This is a genomic window from Pseudomonas sp. Z8(2022) (assembly GCF_025837155.1).
Taxonomy (GTDB): Bacteria; Pseudomonadota; Gammaproteobacteria; order Pseudomonadales; family Pseudomonadaceae; genus Aquipseudomonas.
Window position 1 is genome coordinate 1,197,398 of record NZ_CP107549.1, and the last position, 14,816, is coordinate 1,212,213.

The following is a 14,816-nucleotide window of genomic DNA, read 5'->3' on the forward strand; positions in this document are numbered from 1 at the left end:
GTTGTCTCCCCGGCGTCGTGGTGCCTCGCCAGTCTGCCGCATCACGAATCGACCGGCCCACCTCTCAAGAGAGCCTCGGAAACGAAAAACCCGGCCATATGGACCGGGTTTTCCTATTGCGGGAGCTGGACTCAGGCCGCGTAGTTCTGGGCAACGAAGTCCCAGTTGACTAGGTTCCAGAACGCCTCGACGTACTTCGGACGCAGGTTGCGGTAGTCGATGTAGTAGGCGTGTTCCCAGACGTCGCAGGTCAGCAGCGGGGTGTCGCCACTGGTCAGCGGGCAGCCGGCGCCGATGGTGCTGGCCAGGGCCAGGGAACCGTCAGCCTTCTTCACCAGCCAGCCCCAGCCGGAACCGAAGGTGCCGATGGAAACCTTGCTGAACTCTTCCTTGAACTTGTCGAAGGAACCGAAGGCGGCGTTGATGGCATCAGCCAGGGCGCCAGTGGGCTGGCCACCGCCGTTCGGCGACAGGCAGTTCCAGTAGAAGGTGTGGTTCCACACCTGAGCGGCGTTGTTGAAGATGCCGCCCGAGGAGGTCTTGACGATCTCTTCCAGGCTCTTGCCTTCGAACTCGGTGCCCGGCACCAGGTTGTTCAGGTTCACGACATAGGTGTTGTGGTGCTTGTCGTGGTGGAATTCGAGAGTCTCGGCGGAAATGTGCGGCTCGAGAGCATTCTTTTCGTAAGGCAGCGGCGGCAATTCAAAAGCCATGGTCTATCTCCTACTCAGGTCGTGTGCGATATGCGCCAGGCCGATCACGGGCGGCCCGTGGAGGGCGTCCGCAACGGCTGCGTCAGCTGCCATGCAAACACCTCTCTAAGCGGCGTCGAGTTTGTACCCTTTGCGCCGCAGACTCGGGATCATAGCACCCGGCTACGCCCATAACCACGCAACATCTGTGTGGGAAAGCCGGTGCCAGGGCCTTTGCGGCAGTGCTTTCGACCATCGTCCAGGCCAGCAGTTGCCTTGAGACGTCTGTGCAGGCCCTCGCGACCTGCAAGCAGGCGAGGTGAAGATGCGCAGGCCATGTGCCGTGAATGAAGATTCTGGGCCCTGCTGCAACGACGCCTGTACGGTGTACAGCGGACTTTGAACGGATTCTAGAGTGCGCCGGCCTTCTTCCAGGCCAGATAGCTGCTCACCAGCTCCGGGCCCAGCTCCCCCGGACGGGCATCGAGCGCAGGTACCTTGTAGGCGGCCAGACGCTCGTGCAGTTCGGCGCGGGCGTTGAGATAATCGAGTGTGCCGCAATAGGCCAGGGCCTGGTCGAACTGCTCCACCGGCGTCTGGCGCAAACGGTCCAGCGCTTCCTCGCGCAGGCTGGCGATCAGCACGCGATGCTGGCGTGACAGTCGGCGTACGGCAGCGAGCAGATCCTGATCGTCTTCGTCGCGCAGATTGGTCACCAGTACCACCAGTGCACGGCGGCGCTGACGCGCGAGCAGCAAGTCGGCAGCGGCGCTGAAGTCGGCCGGTTGCTGGCTGGTGTCGAGGTCATAGACGGCGTTGAGCAGCACGTTCAGTTGCGCAGGACCCTTGACCGGCGCTAGGTAGCGCGACTGATTGCCGGCGAAGGTCGCCAGGCCCACCGCGTCGCCCTGGCGCAGCGCCACGTAGCTGAGCAGCAGGCAGGCATTGAGGGCGTGATCGAAGTGCGACAGCTCGTCGTCCTGGCTGCGCATGCGGCGCCCGCAGTCGAGAAGGAAGATGATCTGCTGATCACGTTCGTCCTGATACTCGCGGGCGATGGGCGTGCGCTTGCGGGCGGTGGCCTTCCAGTCGATCTGGCGCAGGGTGTCGCCGTCACGAAATTCACGCAGCTGGTGAAACTCCAGGCCCAGGCCCAGGCCGCGACGTGGACGCTGGCGCACGCCCAGCTGGCTCAGCCAGTCGTCCACTGCCTTGAGTTGCGCACCGTAGAGACGGGCGAAATCCGGGTAGACGCGGCTTTCGTCAGCCAGTGGCAGCAGGCGCTTGGCCTGCCACAGACGCAGCGGGCTGGGCAGCGTCAGCTCGCACCGGGCGAAGTGGAAATGCCCGCGGATCAGCGGCTTGAGGCGATAGCTGACTTGTGTCTGCTGGCCGGGGTGCAGGGTGATGCGTTGCGGCAGGAAGTCGAAGGCCATGCCGTCAGGCACATGATCGAAAACCTCGATTTCCTGTGTCTGGGTGAAATCGTGATGGGCGATCAGCTGAACCTCGCTCCAGCGCCCCAGCGGCAGGTTTCCCGGCAGCACGCGCTCCAGACGCGGCGAGCCCTGGCGGCGCAGCCACAGCGCATCGACGGCAGCGATCAGCAGCAGGGCGAGCAGCAGCCCCCAGGCCAGCGGCATCAGGTGGTCGGCCAGGCGAATGCCGAGCAGGGGCAGGGCGCCGAGCAGCACGGCGGCGGCTAACAGGCCGCCGAGCAGCCCGAGGAGCAGGCGCGAAGGTTTCATAGGCGTGGTGCCGGTACCTGATCGAGCAACTGTTGCAGAACCTGATCCACCGACAGGCCTTCGATGTCCAGCTCGGGGGCCAGACGCACACGATGACGCAACACCGCCAGCGCACAGCCCTTGATGTCATCCGGCAGGACGAAGTCGCCGCCACGCAGCAGGGCACGGGCACGGGCACCGCGCACCAGGGCGATGGAGGCGCGCGGCCCGGCGCCCATGGCCAGGCCAGGCCAGCTGCGCGTGGCACGAGCCAGCCGTACAGCGTAATCGAGTACCTGATCATCCAGAGGCAGATCGCTGGCGATCTTCTGCAGCGCCATGACGTCCTTGGCCTGCAGAAGAGTACGCAGCGGGCTGACTTCGAGCATGTCGGCCTTGGCCGAACGGGTCACCTGGCGCACCATGTTCAGCTCTTCATCCTGCTGCGGATAATCCATGCGCAGTTTGAGCATGAAACGGTCCAGCTCGGCTTCCGGCAACGGGTAGGTGCCTTCCTGCTCGATCGGGTTCATGGTTGCCAGCACCATGAACGGCAGTTGCACCGCCAGGGCGCGACCTTCCAGGGTCACCTGGCGTTCCTGCATCACTTCCAGCAGGGCGGCCTGGGTCTTGGCCGGTGCGCGGTTGATCTCGTCAGCCAGCAGCAGGTTGGTGAAAACCGGGCCCTTGCGCAGCTTGAACTGCTCGCTCTGCATGTCGTAAACGGCATGGCCGGTGACATCGCTGGGCATCAGGTCCGGGGTGAACTGAATACGTGCGAAGTCGCCGCCGAAGCAGCGCGCCAGGGCGCGTACCAGCAGGGTCTTGCCGAGCCCCGGCACGCCTTCGACCAGCACATGGCCGCCGGCGATCAGCGCGGTGAGCACATCATCGATCACCGCGCCCTGGCCGATCACGGCCTTGCGCAGTTCGGCGCGCAGGGCCTGTGCCAGCTGGCTGGCGCGCTGACGTTGCTGCGCTTGCGGGGTGCTTGGCGGGGCACTCGGGGTTTCCTGCACCGGCAGGTTGTCGTTCTCTGGGATCTCGCTCATAGGGCATTCCTGAGGGTTTGCAGGTGGGCGACCTGGCGGGTGAAGTCACTGGCGGACAGACGCTGCGGCGGCAATGGGCGCATGGCCTGGCTGATGTCCTTGGCGGGCAGGCGGGTCAGGCGACCGAGCACCTGCCACTGATCGGCGACGGCGAGTTTCTCGAATCCAGGGTAGCGGCGTCGCGCTCGACGATTGATGTCCTGCTGCAGGCCCTTGAGCAGGCTGTGCTGGCCGCTGCGGCGCAGGAGGAAGTCGGCGCTGCCGCGCAGGTGTTCCTCGAGCTGACGACGGGCACGGCTGGCCGGAGCCTGCAGCGGGCCGTGGCGCACGCCGACGTGCCACAGGGTGGCGATGATCAGCAGGGCAAGCACCAGCAGGGCCAGCGGGAAATGGTGCAGAAGCATGCGTGCCAGGCCATCGCTGTCGGCGTGGTAGAGCAGGGTCACGGCGCTGTCCTGGCTCAGGTACCAGAGCAGCCAGGCATGGTCGTACTCGTTGATGTTGCGGTTCTGCCAGATCCACGGGTCACTGAGCACGGTGATCAGGCCGTCGCCGTGGTACAGCTGCAGCAGGTGCGTGGCGGCCTCGCTGTTGGCCCAGGCGTGCGCACGGTTCTGCGCGTCGTACAGATGATAATCGGTGTCGAAGGCGATATAGGCCGGCGCCTGCTCGTTCTCCAGGTAGAGCTTGGTGAGTTGCGGGTAGGTCTCGTGCTCTTCGTCCTGCTCGTTTTCCGCTTGCGCTTCGCTGGTTTCGTCGTCGTCCAGCTCGTCGCTCATGTACTGCTGGATGCCGAGCAGGTCGAGCAGCAGATCGCCGCTCTTGCCTTCATCTTCGTCCCACAGACGTTCGGCGATGAACAGCAGATGACCGCCATTGGCCGTCCATTGCAGCACGCGCTCGACCTGGCGCGGCGTCATGTTGCCGCGGTCGGCCAGCAGCATCAGGGTCTGGCCCTCGCTGGGCAGGCCGTCGAGCACTTCCAGACCTTCTGCGCGGTGGGCGGCGATGCCCTGCTTGCGCAGGAAATGTTCGGCGGCCAGATAGGGGCTGCTGGCAACCTCGGGGGCGGGGCCGTGCTCGACCACATCTTCATAAGGTTCGAGTTTGCCCAGCACATAACTGGCGATCAGCCCCACGGCCAGCAGCAGGGCCATGGCGAGGATGAATCCGGCGCGCCGACTCATGCCGCACGCTCCTGGCCGAACAGGCCGCGCCAGCCTTCGCAAAGGCCCTGGCGCAGCGCCTTGGATGGCAGGCGATGACCATAGGCCAGGGCCTGCCAGTGCTGGGTGAGCAGGCGACTGTAATCTTCCAGGCTCTGCTGGCCGAGGCCGGCAACCAGGCCGAGCACTTCCCCTTCGGTGTGCGATTGCTTCAGCGGCAGCCGGTGCTCGTGCAACAGGTGGCTGAGCAGGGCGCGGTAGAGCAGGCCCAGCGCCGCGCGCGGTTGTTCGGCCCAGAGCCGCTCGGCTTCGCTGGCGACGTCATCGGGCAGGCTCTCCGGGGCCAGCTCCAGGCCGAAGAGTTGCTGCGGTGCCACCGGTCGGCGCCGCGTCTGCAGACCGATGCGCTCGCCAAAGGCCTGCAGCCACTCGCGATAGCGCCACAGGATGAAAGCCAGCAACGCGGCCAGCGCCGCCCACAGCAGCACTTCGAAGATCTGCGCGACGATATCCAGACTCTTCCACCACTCGCCCAGCTTGAGCAGGTTCCTGAGCATGTCGAGGAAGGCTTCGACGTCTTCCGGGTTGGCTTCCTCGGCAGGCTTTTCTTCGCCCAGACGCCAGCGCGTGACGGTTTCGCGGTGCTGGAAGGGCGGTTCGTCGAGCAACGCTTCGATGCTGGCGCGGGCTGCCTGGCTGGTCAGCGGTTGCTTGAGCAGGCGAGGCGCATCGGGGCCTTGCGAGTCGCTCGGCTCAACTTCTTCGCTGACGATCGGCAGCGTGTCGGCCCAGGCCTTGTCGGGCAACTGCGTCAGCAGCAGGGCGCAACCGAGCAACAGGGCGTAGGCGCTGCCGGTCAGACGCTGGCGCAGACGGCGGAAGGTCAGCTCGATATCCCAGGCTTCCAGGGCGGTACGGCGGTTGAGATAGAGGGTGAAGCCGCAGGCGACATAGACCGGCTCCCAGAGGATCAGCAGCAGCACGTAGAGCAGGTTGGAAAGGTGCTCCAGCCAGAGCCACTGACCGTTTTCTGCGGCGATCAGACTTTCCCAGCTCCAGTCCAGCTCCATCTGTTGCGGCAGCATCATGTAGAACAGGGCGATCAGGCCCATCCACAGCGCTATTTCCAGATGCACACCGACCAGCGTCAGCCAGGTAGCGGCGCCGCTGTCACGCTGGCCGAGGACTACCAGGCGCTGACTGCGCGGTCGGCCGGAAAGACCTTCGAGCTGCTGCACGGGGAGGTCGAAACTGCGTGTCGGGCTGAGACGGCGCCAGGTCAGGCTGGCCAGCAGTTGCGGCCACAACAGTTTTGGCAGTGCGCGCAGAGACTGCTTCAGCGAGGGCGTATTGCCGAACAGCGCCTGCGAGAGGATGTACAGCGGCAGTCGCTCATAGGCCGGCTTGAGCCACCAGAACAGAACGATGGCCCAGCCCGGGTACTGCCAGAGCAGGGCGCAGAGCAGGGCGAACACGGGCAGGGTGACCAGTGCCCAGCTGGCCATCAGCAGGCCTGAGTGACGCCGGGCCAGCAGTACGCCGAGATCGATGGCCTCCCAGGCACTGCGCGGGCGGATGGCGACGCTGGCTTCAGTCAGGCGCATGCTGCCTCCGCCCGGCCAGTAGCAGATAGCCCAGTACCAGCACCCAGAGACCGACACCGACGATGTACTTGATGTTCGGACTGGCGAAGGTGGTGGACGACCAGAACGCTTCGATGAAGGCGGCCAGCAGCAGGAACAGGATCACCCCGCAGACCAGCTGAATCGCCGTGCCGGCCGCCAGGCGCAGGGCTTCGCCACGGGGCAGGCGGCCGGGGGCGAGCAGCGCCCATCCGAGCTTGAGACCTGCGGCGCCGGCCAGGGCTATGGCGGTCAGCTCGAAGGCACCGTGACCGATGACGAAGGACCAGAACGGCTCGCCATAACCGATGCGCGTCAGGTGGCCCGCCACGGAGCCGATCATCAGTCCGTTGAACAGCAGGAAGAACAGGCTGCCCAGTCCCAGCAGCAGACCGCTGGCGAAGGTCTGAAAGGCGATGCCGATGTTGTTCATGATGTAGAAGCCGAACATCACCCAGTCATCGCCGGAGCCCCGTTCGCTGAAGCGGCCGAGGCGGCGCGCGTCGGGATCGTACATGCGCTCCATCTCGCTGACCTGATCGGGGCTGACCAGGCTGAAGATCAGCTCGGGATAGAGGTAGGTCAGCAACCCCATCAGGGCCAGGCTGCCGAAGAACAGCAGGCTGGCCGCGCAGACGCTGCGCCATTCGCTGCGTACCAGGCGTGGGAAACCGCCGAACAGGAAGCGGACCATCTGCGCACCGAGGTGGCTGCGATGACGATAGAACTGCTGATGGCCGCGCATCGCCAGCTGTTGCAGCTGGTCGATCAGGTGACTGCTGTAACCGCGCGCCTGGGCCAGGGCCAGGTGCTGGCAGAGTTGTCGATAGCGGGCGGCGAAGCTCTGACAGGCCTGCGCCTCGGCCTTGCCGCGCTCGAGTGCGTCGAGCAGGTCGTTGAAGACATCCCAGTCAGGCTGATGGCGACTTTCGAACAGGCTCTGCTTCACGGTGCACTCCCCAGCAGGCCACGGGCAATACCATTGAGGCGCGGCTCGGCCTGCTCTGCAGGAACCTGCAACGGTTCGGCCAGAAGCGCAGCCAGTTCTGCTCTGCGTGCTGCGGACAATTGGCTGCCACGTTCGGCGAAACCGAGGATCGCGCGCTGCTCACCCAGGCTAAGCGGGAAGGGCGCGGATAGTGGTTCGGCGTCGGCGAGCTGCGGCTTGCTCAGCGGCGCGTCGCGATAGACCACCAGAGTACCGGCGGCAATATCGCCGAGGCGCTTGAACGCCGGATGGTTCAGGCAGCTGATGATGCCCAGGGTGTAACCGAACGGCAGGATGTCGACGAAGCGCAGCAGGTTGCGGGTCAGTGAAGCGGCCCAGCCGATGGGGGTGCCGTCATCGTGCACCACACGCAGACCGAGCATCTGCTTGCCGGGGGAGCGGCCCTGATTGAGCACCTCGAACAGCACCATGTACCACCAGGTCACCAGAAACAGCAGGATGGTGCCCAGACCCATGCCGAACTGACCGAGCAGGGCGAGAACAATGAACATCAGAGCGAGGATCAGGCCGCGAATGACCAGGTCGATGGCGAACGCCAGGGCGCGCGGAACCAGTCCGGCAGGTCGCAGATGCAGATCGATACCTTCCGGCGTTTCGATCTGATAGCGGGTGTCCAGAGGTGGCTGGGGGGATGAAAGGATTGCGCTTGAGCGTGAGGGCATCGGCGGACTGCATCAAGGAAAGCCCGATGCTAGCGAGCAGCGGGCTACGAACGCAACCGGGCCAGTGTTCTGGCCCGGGTGACGTCGGTTTATTGAGCGGCCGGCAGCACGCCGAATATGGTGCGATACAGCACACCCATGGCCACCACCATCAGCGGGATGGTCCACACCAGACCGATGCCCAGCGGGATGGCACTGACCATGACGATCAGACCGAGCACGATGAACAGACCGAATACCTTGAACCAGTGCTGGGTGATGGCCTTGCGCGAGGCTTCCAGCGCCTGCCAGGGCGACAGGCCGCGTTCGACCACCAGCGGGATGGCCAGCAGGTAGGCGACGCCCAGATAGATGCCAGGGATCAGCAGCAGGAACATGCCTAGATAGATCAGCAGCATCATCACCACCGCCGTGATGATCAGCGGCACGGTGCGGCCGAAGTGGCTGAAGATCTCGTTGAAGCTCAGTGGCTGCTCGGCGGCACGGCGAATGCCGACCATGTTGATGCCGGCCATGAAGGGGTAGGCCAGCGCCGACGCCAGCAGCGAAATCAGGATCTCGCCGACGAATACCAGAGCGATGCTGTCGCTCAGCGCACCGAAGATGCCAACGACGCCGCCGAGGATGAAGGTGGCAGCCAGAAGCACCACGTAGAACACCAGAAAACCACCGATGATGATGCCCTTGGTGCCCTTGACCTTGCTCCAGGACTCGCTCAGCAATTCGCCGATGCTGAAGTCGTAACCACGTGCCAGGGCCTCTTCGATGCTCGGTACCTGACCGGTAGGCGACTGTTGCAGGTCGCTGGCAGGTGCGGCATAGGGATTGGGGGTGATCACGTCACTCATGGCTGCGTCCTTGTACAGAGTGGGGGAAGGAGCACCAATGCTAATGGTTACAGCATTATTCTCAAGTGCAGTGCATCCGTTCATGCGGTGCCTGTGCGCTGGTTCATGCTTTGCCGGCGGTGCGGCGAGTCCGGAGGTCGATGATAGACTGCCGGCAATTTTGCCTTGGCCATGGAGCCGCCGATGACTTCCAGCATCTTCTGGTACGACTACGAGACCACCGGTATCAATCCGCGTTGTGATCGTCCGTTGCAGGTGGCGGGGATCCGCACCGACGAGGCGCTGAACGAGATTGGCGAGCCGCTGAACATCTACTGTCGGCCCAGCGACGACATCCTTCCCCACCCGGCTGCCTGTCTGGTAACCGGCATCGATCCGCAGCGTCTGCTGCAACAGGGTCTGGACGAGGGCGAGTTCATGACCCGCGTGCATGCCGCGCTCTCGGCACCGGGGACCTGTGGTGCGGGCTACAACAGCTTGCGCTTCGATGACGAGGTGACGCGCTACAGCCTCTATCGCAACTTCTTCGACCCTTATGCGCGCGAGTGGCAAGGCGGCAACAGTCGCTGGGACCTGATCGATCTGGTGCGTACCGCCTATGCGCTGCGGCCCGAGGGCATCGAGTGGCCTGAAGAAGAGGGGCGGGTATCGCTGAAGCTGGAGCGTCTGACCGAGGCCAACGGTATCGATCACGGTCAGGCACACGATGCGTTGTCCGACGTACGCGCGACCATTGGCCTGGCGCGCCTGCTGCGTGACCGGCAGCCTCGGCTTTACGATTTCCTCTATCAGTTGCGCAGCAAGCAGCGGGTCATGGATCAGATTCGTCTGCTGCAGCCGGTGTTGCATATTTCCGGACGTTTTTCCGCAGCGCGTCACTACCTGGCGCCGGTATTGCCGCTGGCATGGCATCCGCGCAATCGCAATGCACTGATTGTCTGCGACCTGCAGGCCGATCCGTCGCCCCTGCTGGAGCTGGATGCCGAGACCCTGCGCAGCCGCCTCTACACACGCCGCGAGGACCTGGCCGAGGGCGAGACGCCGGTACCGTTGAAATTGCTGCATATCAATCGCTGCCCGGTGGTGGCGCCGCTTTCGGTTCTGCGCGAGACGGATCGTCAGCGTCTGCAGCTGGACTGGTCGAGCTGCGAGCGCAATATGGAGGCACTGAAGAGCGGACAGCCGCTGTGGCAGGAAAAGCTGGCTGCCGTCTACCGTGAAGAATCCTTCGCAGGCAGTGGCGACCCTGAGCAGCAGCTCTATGACGGCTTTATCGGTGATCGTGATCGTCGTTTGTGCGAGCAGGTGCGCAGCGCTCAACCGCAGTCCCTGGCAAGCGACAAATGGCCATTCGACGATGCGAGACTACCGGAGTTGTTGTTTCGTTATCGCGCGCGCAACTTTCCCGAGAGTTTGTCGCCTGATGAGCGTCAGCGCTGGGTGGAGTTCTGCCGGCAACGGTTGAGCAATCCGGAGTTCGGTGCTCCTAATACGCTGGCGCAGTTTCACGCGGCGCTGGAGCAGTTGCGTGCCGACTGCAGGCCCGAACAATTGCAACTTCTGCAGCAGTGGCAGGCATATGCAGAAACGCTGCGTGCGCGTTTCGCCTTGGATGAGGTAGCTGTCTGAGTCGTATGAATAGGCTTGAACGGCGCGGGTGCGCCGATTCCGTTCGTCTGTTATCTGTAAGCCAAGTGCAGGTGGCGGGAACTTTTCGCAGGGAAATTATTGCGGCAGTCGATTTGCTTGGCCTGTAGTCAATTGGGCATGGCTAATTGCTATCACGTATTGCCCAAAACTGTCTTGTGTTCGAAGCGTAAAAAATATCGACAATAAAAAACGCCAGCATGGCTGGCGTTTTGCGGTGTAGCGCGGACGTTAGCCCAGCAGGGTGGCCCAGCCTTCGACGACGTCTGCGCCCCACTTGGCTTTCCACTCTTTCAGAGTCTTGTGGTTGCCGCCTTTGGTTTCGATGACTTCGCCGCTGTGCGGGTTCTTGTATTGCTTGACCTTGCGTGCGCGCTTTGTAACGGCCGGCTTGCTGGCTCGTGCGCCTTTGGTGCTTTTGGCATCCGGGTCGAGCAGAGCGATGATGTCGCGCAGCGACTTCTGATATTCACCCATCAGAGTGCGCAGCTTGCCTTCGAACTCCAGTTCTTTTTTCAGTTTGTCGTCTTGCGACAGGTTCTTCAGGCGCTCTTGCAGTTCTTTGATGGCTTCTTCTGTAGCGCGGTATTCATTGATCAGCGACATGGGCATACCTTGGCGTGAATAATTTTTGATTGTGAACAGTGGGCTAATAATAGTCAGGCACTAATAGCAAGTAAACAGCGGGTAATGAAATTACTACGGCGCAATGCAACCCTTTGTGTCGATGAGAGCTGAATTAAATCGACTGTTGCAATTAGACGGACAAGTATCCAGTGCTCTGGAACAGTGCATTACGCGGCGGATTGAACGTGGGCGTCTGCGCTCACGGCCTACTGCAGTTTTGCCGCCATGCCGCTAGAATGGCCGGCTTTATGCGCCGCCATTGGGATTTTCGTTATGCGCACGTTCAGATTGGTCATTTCCTGCCCCGACCGCGTCGGCATCGTTGCCAAAGTCAGTAATTTCCTCGCGACCTATAACGGCTGGATTACCGAAGCCAGTCACCACTCCGATACGCAGAGTGGCTGGTTCTTCATGCGTCACGAAATTCGTGCCGATTCTCTGCCGTTCGATCTGGATGGTTTCAAGCAGGCGTTCTCGCCCATCGCTCGCGAGTTTTCCATGGACTGGCGCATCACCGACTCGGCGCAGAAAAAACGCGTGGTGTTGATGGCCAGTCGGGAGTCGCACTGCCTGGCCGATCTGCTGCATCGCTGGCACAGCAAGGAACTCGACTGCGAGATTCCCTGCGTGATCGCCAACCATGACGATCTGCGCAGCATGGTCGAATGGCACGGCATTCCCTACTTCCACGTACCGGTCGACCCGACGGACAAGGCACCGGCTTTCGCCGAGGTGGAGCGTCTGGTCAAGGAGCATCGCGCCGATGTCATTGTCCTGGCGCGCTACATGCAGATCCTGCCTCCAGCGCTGTGCGCGGAATTCTCCCAGCGAGTGATCAACATTCACCACAGTTTCCTGCCGTCCTTCGTTGGCGCCAAGCCATACCACCAGGCGTCGATGCGCGGTGTGAAGCTGATTGGTGCAACATCTCATTACGTTACCGAAGAACTGGATGCCGGCCCGATCATCGAACAGGATGTAGTCCGCGTTACCCATCGCGACGACATCGAGGAGATGGTGCGCCTGGGCAAGGACGTGGAGAAGATGGTTCTGGCCCGTGGGCTACGCTATCACTTGGAAGACCGAGTGCTGGTGCACGACAACAAGACGGTGGTGTTCGACTGATCTTGCTGCGTGGGCCGGCCCGATGTACGTCAGAGGAGAATGCCCATGCTCAAGTCGATCAAGGTGCGCGATTACATGACTCGCCATCTGGTGACCTTTCGCGTCGAAACCGATCTGTTCAGCGCGATTCGCCTTCTGCTGGAGCACCGCATTTCCGGTGCCCCGGTGGTCAATGATCATGGCGAGCTGATCGGTTTGCTGTCGGAGGGCGACTGCCTGAACGGCATCCTCTCTGGTGCCTACTACGAGGCGACCGGGGGCACGGTCGGCGCCTACATGACCCGGGCGGTGGAAACGGTGTCCCCGGAAACCGACATCATCGAGGTGTCGCAGCGTTTCCTACGGGGGCGCCGCCGGCGCTTTCCGGTCGTCGAGGAAGGGCGCCTGGTCGGGCAGATCAGCCGCAGCGACGTGCTGCGGGCGGTCAAGGCCTTCGCCCAGCGCGACAACAACGCGCCCAAGGAGGCCAGTTGAACGACGATCCATTGGAGCGGGCAACAGCCAAGGCGCCGCCAACGCTCGGTGAGGGCTGCGTGCGCCGTTTTGACCCCGAGGCGCTGAGCGATTCGGCCGGCACCGATTTCGCCGGTGCTGCCGAACTGTGGCGCAGGCAGCAGGAAAATGCGGAGGAAGACCCCGGGCAGGACGCCTGAGGTTGGTTCGTTGCAGGCGCGAATGGGTTCGCGCCTGCCGCAGCTGCCGTGTCAGATGCGGAAGCTGTCGACCAGATGCTTGAGGCGTGCCGCCTGCTGCTCCAGGTCGGCGCAGGCACGCAGGGTTGCCTGCAGATTTTCCACACCCTCCTGGTTGAGAGTGTTGATCTCGGTGATATCCATGTTCAGGGATTCGATCACCGAGGTCTGTTCCTCGGTGGCGGTGGCTACCGACTGGTTCATCCCGTCGATTTCGCCGATGCGCGTGGTCACCGTGCCGAGGCGTTCGCCTGCCTGGTTGGCGATGGCCACGCTTTCCTCGCTGTAGCGCTGGCTTTCGGTCATGGTGGTGACCGACTCGCGCGAGCCGACCTGCAGCTCTTCGATCATCGTCTCGATTTCCTGCGCCGATTCCTGGGTGCGGTGGGCCAGGTTGCGCACCTCGTCGGCCACCACGGCGAAGCCGCGGCCCGCCTCACCGGCGCGTGCCGCCTCGATGGCTGCGTTGAGGGCCAGCAGGTTGGTCTGCTGGGAAATGCTCTTGATCACTTCGAGGATCTGACCGATATCCACGGTCTTGCTGTTGAGGGTTTCGATCTTGCTGCAGGCGTCGCTGATCTTCTGCGACAGATCGTTCATCGAGCGAATGGCCTGCTGCACCACCTGACCGCCGTCCTCGGCCTCGTGGCGGGCGTCGGTTGCCTGTTTCGAGGCTTCAGCGGCGTTGCGGGCAATCTCCTGGGCGGCGGCGCCGAGCTGGTTGATCGCCGCTGCCACGCTGTTGGTGCGGCTGGCCTGCTCGTCGGAGTTGGCCATCGAGGAATTGGAGGCGCCGAGTACCAGCTTGGCGACTTCGTTGACCTTGGTGGTGGTCTGGGAAACCTCGCGGATGGAGCTGTGGATGCGCTCGACGAAGCGGTTGAAGGAGCTGCCCAGTGCTCCGAACTCGTCCTGGGAGTGGATGGTCAGGCGCTTGGTCAGGTCGCCCTCGCCCTGAGCGATGTCCTCCATGGCCCGGCCCATGGCATACAGTGGCTGCATCAGCACGCGCAGCAGCACACCGAGCAGGGCAATGATCAGGATCACGGCGATGATCGTGGCGATGATCGCGGAGGCGCGGAACTCGGTGAGCATGGAGTAGGCGCTGGCCTTGTCCACGGACAGCCCGACGTACCAGTCCACCGACGGCAGGCCGGTGATCTGGCTGAAGGTATAGATGCGCGAAGCGCCGTCGAGGCTGGCCTCGCTGATGGCGCTGCTGATCTGCGGGGTGTCCTGCGCAAAGACCTCCTTGAGGTTCTTCATTACCAGGGACTGATCCGGGTGCACCAGGATCGTCCCGTCGCGGCTGACCAGGAAGGCGTAGCCGATGCCGTCGAGCTGCAGCGCGCCGAGGATATCGGTCAAGGTCTTCAGGCTGAGGTCGCCACCGACGATGCCGACCGAACCGGCCGGAGCTGCGATGGTGACGGTCAGGCCATTGCTGCCGGCATCGACATAGGGTTCGGTGAGTACGGAGCCGCCGGCGTTCCGGGCTGCGTTGTACCAGGAACGTGTACGGGGATCGTAATCGGACGGCAGTTCATCGTCAGGGCTCTGGAAGAAGTCGCCCGATGTGGTGCCCAGGTAGATGGAGACGAAATTGCTGCCGAGGGTTTTCTGCCTCAGTACCTGAAGAACCGCTGTTTCGCTGCTGTCGTGGCCGATGGTCTCGGCGGTGTTTTCCACTAGCAGGATGCGCCCGGAGAGCCAGTTGCGGATATTGCCGGAGGTGACGTCGCCCATCTCGCGCAGGTAGCTTTCCAGGTCGTCGCGGATGGCGTTGCGCTGCAGGTAATCGTTGTAAAGGCTGAAAAGGGTGAAGGCAGCCACCACGACCAGCGATGCTGCGAGAAGGATCTTGTGGCGAAACTGCAGGTTCTTTGTCATTTCGAACATTTCCGAAGATTTTTGAGGCGGTCTGGTTGGCGTCATCCGTCACGCACA

General features: G+C 63.0%; 14 protein-coding genes. 4 read left to right on the forward strand and 10 right to left on the reverse strand.

Features of this window, described 5'->3' with window-relative positions:
* Positions 1-131: 131 nt before the first annotated feature.
* The 8 genes from OEG79_RS05680 to OEG79_RS05715 form a co-directional block, all read right to left on the reverse strand.
* Complete coding sequence (locus tag OEG79_RS05680) at positions 132-713, reverse strand: superoxide dismutase (RefSeq protein ID WP_003462535.1); 582 nt, start codon at positions 711-713, stop codon at positions 132-134.
* Between the two features lie 389 nt (positions 714-1,102).
* Positions 1,103-2,440: a DUF58 domain-containing protein gene (locus OEG79_RS05685; RefSeq protein ID WP_264147825.1), complete on the reverse strand. Its 1,338-nt coding sequence runs from the start codon at positions 2,438-2,440 to the stop codon at positions 1,103-1,105.
* The gene (locus tag OEG79_RS05690) at positions 2,437-3,471 is read right to left on the reverse strand and encodes an AAA family ATPase (RefSeq protein ID WP_264147826.1); all 1,035 of its coding nucleotides are present in this window, start codon (positions 3,469-3,471) and stop codon (positions 2,437-2,439) included. Before OEG79_RS05690 ends, OEG79_RS05685 begins: the two co-directional genes overlap by 4 nt.
* The gene (locus tag OEG79_RS05695; protein WP_264147827.1) at positions 3,468-4,658 is read right to left on the reverse strand and encodes a DUF4350 domain-containing protein; all 1,191 of its coding nucleotides are present in this window, start codon (positions 4,656-4,658) and stop codon (positions 3,468-3,470) included. The genes OEG79_RS05690 and OEG79_RS05695 overlap by 4 nt, the downstream gene beginning before the upstream one ends.
* Positions 4,655-6,241: a DUF4129 domain-containing protein gene (locus OEG79_RS05700; protein WP_264147828.1), complete on the reverse strand. Its 1,587-nt coding sequence runs from the start codon at positions 6,239-6,241 to the stop codon at positions 4,655-4,657. The genes OEG79_RS05695 and OEG79_RS05700 overlap by 4 nt, the downstream gene beginning before the upstream one ends.
* Complete coding sequence (locus tag OEG79_RS05705) at positions 6,228-7,208, reverse strand: stage II sporulation protein M (RefSeq protein WP_264147829.1); 981 nt, start codon at positions 7,206-7,208, stop codon at positions 6,228-6,230. The genes OEG79_RS05700 and OEG79_RS05705 overlap by 14 nt, the downstream gene beginning before the upstream one ends.
* The gene (locus tag OEG79_RS05710; RefSeq protein WP_264147830.1) at positions 7,205-7,930 is read right to left on the reverse strand and encodes an RDD family protein; all 726 of its coding nucleotides are present in this window, start codon (positions 7,928-7,930) and stop codon (positions 7,205-7,207) included. Before OEG79_RS05710 ends, OEG79_RS05705 begins: the two co-directional genes overlap by 4 nt.
* 89 nt (positions 7,931-8,019) lie before the next feature.
* Positions 8,020-8,778 carry a hypothetical protein gene (locus OEG79_RS05715; protein WP_264147831.1) on the reverse strand — a complete coding sequence of 253 codons (759 nt, stop codon included), beginning with the start codon at positions 8,776-8,778 and terminating at the stop codon, positions 8,020-8,022.
* Between the two features lie 183 nt (positions 8,779-8,961).
* Between OEG79_RS05715 and sbcB the strand changes: the two genes are divergently transcribed.
* The gene (gene sbcB, locus OEG79_RS05720; RefSeq protein WP_264147832.1) at positions 8,962-10,407 is read left to right on the forward strand and encodes an exodeoxyribonuclease I; all 1,446 of its coding nucleotides are present in this window, start codon (positions 8,962-8,964) and stop codon (positions 10,405-10,407) included.
* A 249-nt stretch (positions 10,408-10,656) separates the two neighbouring features.
* On the opposite strand, the gene mvaT is transcribed toward sbcB, so the two are convergent.
* A complete protein-coding gene (mvaT, locus tag OEG79_RS05725; RefSeq protein WP_264147833.1) occupies positions 10,657-11,031 on the reverse strand; it encodes a histone-like nucleoid-structuring protein MvaT in 375 nt (124 codons plus the stop codon).
* A 294-nt stretch (positions 11,032-11,325) separates the two neighbouring features.
* Between mvaT and purU the strand changes: the two genes are divergently transcribed.
* The 3 genes from purU to OEG79_RS05740 are packed head-to-tail and all read left to right on the forward strand — an operon-like array spanning position 11,326 to position 12,830.
* Positions 11,326-12,177 (forward strand): formyltetrahydrofolate deformylase, encoded by an 852-nt coding sequence (purU, locus tag OEG79_RS05730; protein WP_264147834.1) that lies wholly within the window; start codon positions 11,326-11,328, stop codon positions 12,175-12,177.
* A 45-nt stretch (positions 12,178-12,222) separates the two neighbouring features.
* Positions 12,223-12,651: a CBS domain-containing protein gene (locus OEG79_RS05735; protein ID WP_264147835.1), complete on the forward strand. Its 429-nt coding sequence runs from the start codon at positions 12,223-12,225 to the stop codon at positions 12,649-12,651.
* Positions 12,648-12,830 carry a hypothetical protein gene (locus tag OEG79_RS05740; protein ID WP_264147836.1) on the forward strand — a complete coding sequence of 61 codons (183 nt, stop codon included), beginning with the start codon at positions 12,648-12,650 and terminating at the stop codon, positions 12,828-12,830. The genes OEG79_RS05735 and OEG79_RS05740 overlap by 4 nt, the downstream gene beginning before the upstream one ends.
* Before the next feature lie 51 nt (positions 12,831-12,881).
* On the opposite strand, the gene OEG79_RS05745 is transcribed toward OEG79_RS05740, so the two are convergent.
* Complete coding sequence (locus OEG79_RS05745; protein WP_264147837.1) at positions 12,882-14,759, reverse strand: methyl-accepting chemotaxis protein; 1,878 nt, start codon at positions 14,757-14,759, stop codon at positions 12,882-12,884.
* Between the last annotated feature and the right edge of the window lie 57 nt (positions 14,760-14,816).

Excerpts from the sequence above, each read along its gene's own strand:
- OEG79_RS05695 (WP_264147827.1), bottom strand. The coding sequence starts at position 4,658 with ATGAGTCGGCGCGCCGGATTCATCCTCGCCATGGCCCTGCTGCTGGCC.
- OEG79_RS05735 (WP_264147835.1), top strand. The coding sequence starts at position 12,223 with ATGCTCAAGTCGATCAAGGTGCGCGATTACATGACTCGCCATCTGGTG.
- OEG79_RS05700 (WP_264147828.1), bottom strand. The coding sequence starts at position 6,241 with ATGCGCCTGACTGAAGCCAGCGTCGCCATCCGCCCGCGCAGTGCCTGG.
- sbcB (WP_264147832.1), top strand. The coding sequence starts at position 8,962 with ATGACTTCCAGCATCTTCTGGTACGACTACGAGACCACCGGTATCAAT.
- OEG79_RS05745 (WP_264147837.1), bottom strand. The coding sequence starts at position 14,759 with ATGACAAAGAACCTGCAGTTTCGCCACAAGATCCTTCTCGCAGCATCG.
- OEG79_RS05715 (WP_264147831.1), bottom strand. The coding sequence starts at position 8,778 with ATGAGTGACGTGATCACCCCCAATCCCTATGCCGCACCTGCCAGCGAC.
- OEG79_RS05685 (WP_264147825.1), bottom strand. The coding sequence starts at position 2,440 with ATGAAACCTTCGCGCCTGCTCCTCGGGCTGCTCGGCGGCCTGTTAGCC.
- OEG79_RS05690 (WP_264147826.1), bottom strand. The coding sequence starts at position 3,471 with ATGAGCGAGATCCCAGAGAACGACAACCTGCCGGTGCAGGAAACCCCG.
- purU (WP_264147834.1), top strand. The coding sequence starts at position 11,326 with ATGCGCACGTTCAGATTGGTCATTTCCTGCCCCGACCGCGTCGGCATC.
- OEG79_RS05680 (WP_003462535.1), bottom strand. The coding sequence starts at position 713 with ATGGCTTTTGAATTGCCGCCGCTGCCTTACGAAAAGAATGCTCTCGAG.
- OEG79_RS05710 (WP_264147830.1), bottom strand. The coding sequence starts at position 7,930 with ATGCCCTCACGCTCAAGCGCAATCCTTTCATCCCCCCAGCCACCTCTG.
- mvaT (WP_264147833.1), bottom strand. The coding sequence starts at position 11,031 with ATGTCGCTGATCAATGAATACCGCGCTACAGAAGAAGCCATCAAAGAA.